Here is a 2,050-nt window from a genome sequence, read left to right on the forward strand (position 1 = left end):
TTGGCTTCAGGGGCTTTGCGAGATAAAAGCCTGACGATGACCTACTTTCACAGGTGTCCACCCACTATCATCGGCGCGAAGGCGTTTCACTGTCCTGTTCGGGAAGGGAAGGAGTGGGGCCACCTTGCTATGGTCGTCAAGCATAACTGGTTGTGATCGAGTGCCCGGCCCCCGGGTGGGAAGCTGGCGTTCTGAATCACCAATTTGGAAGAAGCACGCGGTAAATATCTGGTTTGGGTTTTGTACGGGCTGCGTACGATATGCGTTTCAATTCTTTGGGCTTACACACGAATCACTATACGCCCGCACTGGTCAGCGTCTGAGGCCAACCTGCAAGGTTATAGGATCAAGCCGCACGGGCAATTAGTACTGGTTAGCTGCACGCATTACTGCGCTTCCACACCCAGCCTATCAACGTCCTGGTCTTGGACGACCCTTCAGGGGGGTCAAGCCCCCGGGATACCTAATCTTCAGACGAGTTTCGCGCTTAGATGCCTTCAGCGCTTATCTCTTCCGCACATAGCTACTCGGCAATGCCATTGGCATGACAACCGATACACCAGCGGTGCGTCCACTCCGGTCCTCTCGTACTAGGAGCAGGCTCCGTCAAGTATCCAACGCCCACGGCAGATAGGGACCAAACTGTCTCACGACGTTTTAAACCCAGCTCACGTACCTCTTTAAATGGCGAACAGCCATACCCTTGGGACCGGCTACAGCCCCAGGATGAGATGAGCCGACATCGAGGTGCCAAACACCGCCGTCGATATGAACTCTTGGGCGGTATCAGCCTGTTATCCCCAGAGTACCTTTTATCCGTTGAGCGATGGCCCTTCCATACAGAACCACCGGATCACTATGACCTGCTTTCGCACCTGTTCGACTTGTCAGTCTCACAGTCAAGCACGCTTATGCCATTGCACTATCAGCACGATTTCCGACCGTACCTAGCGTACCTTCGTACTCCTCCGTTACACTTTAGGAGGAGACCGCCCCAGTCAAACTGCCCACCATGCACTGTCCCCAACCCGGATAACGGGCCAAGGTTAGAACCGCAAACAGACCAGGGTGGTATTTCAAGGTTGGCTCCACCGAATCTAGCGACTCGGTTTCAACGCCTCCCACCTATCCTACACAGGCCGGTTCACAATCCAATGCAAAGCTACAGTAAAGGTTCATGGGGTCTTTCCGTCTAGCCGCGGGTAGATTGCATCATCACAAACATTTCAACTTCGCTGAGTCTCAGGAGGAGACAGTGTGGCCATCGTTACGCCATTCGTGCAGGTCGGAACTTACCCGACAAGGAATTTCGCTACCTTAGGACCGTTATAGTTACGGCCGCCGTTTACCGGGGCTTCGATCAAGAGCTTGCACCCCATCACTTAACCTTCCGGCACCGGGCAGGCGTCACACCCTATACGTCGACTTTCGTCTTGGCAGAGTGCTGTGTTTTTAATAAACAGTCGCAGCCACCGATTCTCTGCGGCCCCTTCATGCTTTGCGCGCAGGCGCATCACACTACCAGGGCATACCTTCTCCCGAAGTTACGGTATCAATTTGCCGAGTTCCTTCTCCTGAGTTCTCTCAAGCGCCTTGGAATATTCATCCCGTCCACCTGTGTCGGTTTGCGGTACGGTCTCGTGAGACTGAAGCTTAGAGGCTTTTCCTGGGACAACTGTCAATCAGTTTAGAGACCGAGGTCTCTATTCAGCCACTCCCTTGAATTACGCACCCGGATTTGCCTAGGTGCCTTCTATGGAGCAGCAACGGGGACATCCAACACCCCGATGATCTTGCGCTATCCGTCCCCCCATCGCATCTCACGACGGTGCTGGAATATTAACCAGCTTCCCATCAGCTACGCATCTCTGCCTCGCCTTAGGGGCCGACTCACCCTGCGCCGATGAACGTTGCGCAGGAAACCTTGGACTTACGGCGAGGGGGCCTTTCACCCCCTTTATCGCTACTCATGTCAGCATTCGCACTTCTGATACCTCCAGCAGCCTTTACAAGCCACCTTCGCAGGCTTACAGAACGCTCTCCTACCGCG

The 2,050-nt window shown here is 54.3% G+C and carries 2 rRNA genes; both read right to left on the reverse strand.

The window, feature by feature from the left end:
* Positions 1 to 28: 28 nt before the first annotated feature.
* Positions 29 to 141: ribosomal RNA gene (rrf, locus tag CCA01S_RS15015) — 5S ribosomal RNA — on the reverse strand.
* Between the two features lie 201 nt (positions 142 to 342).
* Positions 343 to 2,050 (reverse strand): 23S ribosomal RNA (locus tag CCA01S_RS15020); the annotation flags it as partial.

Source organism: Castellaniella caeni NBRC 101664, assembly GCF_001592225.1.
Classification (GTDB): domain Bacteria; phylum Pseudomonadota; class Gammaproteobacteria; order Burkholderiales; family Burkholderiaceae_B; genus Castellaniella; species Castellaniella caeni.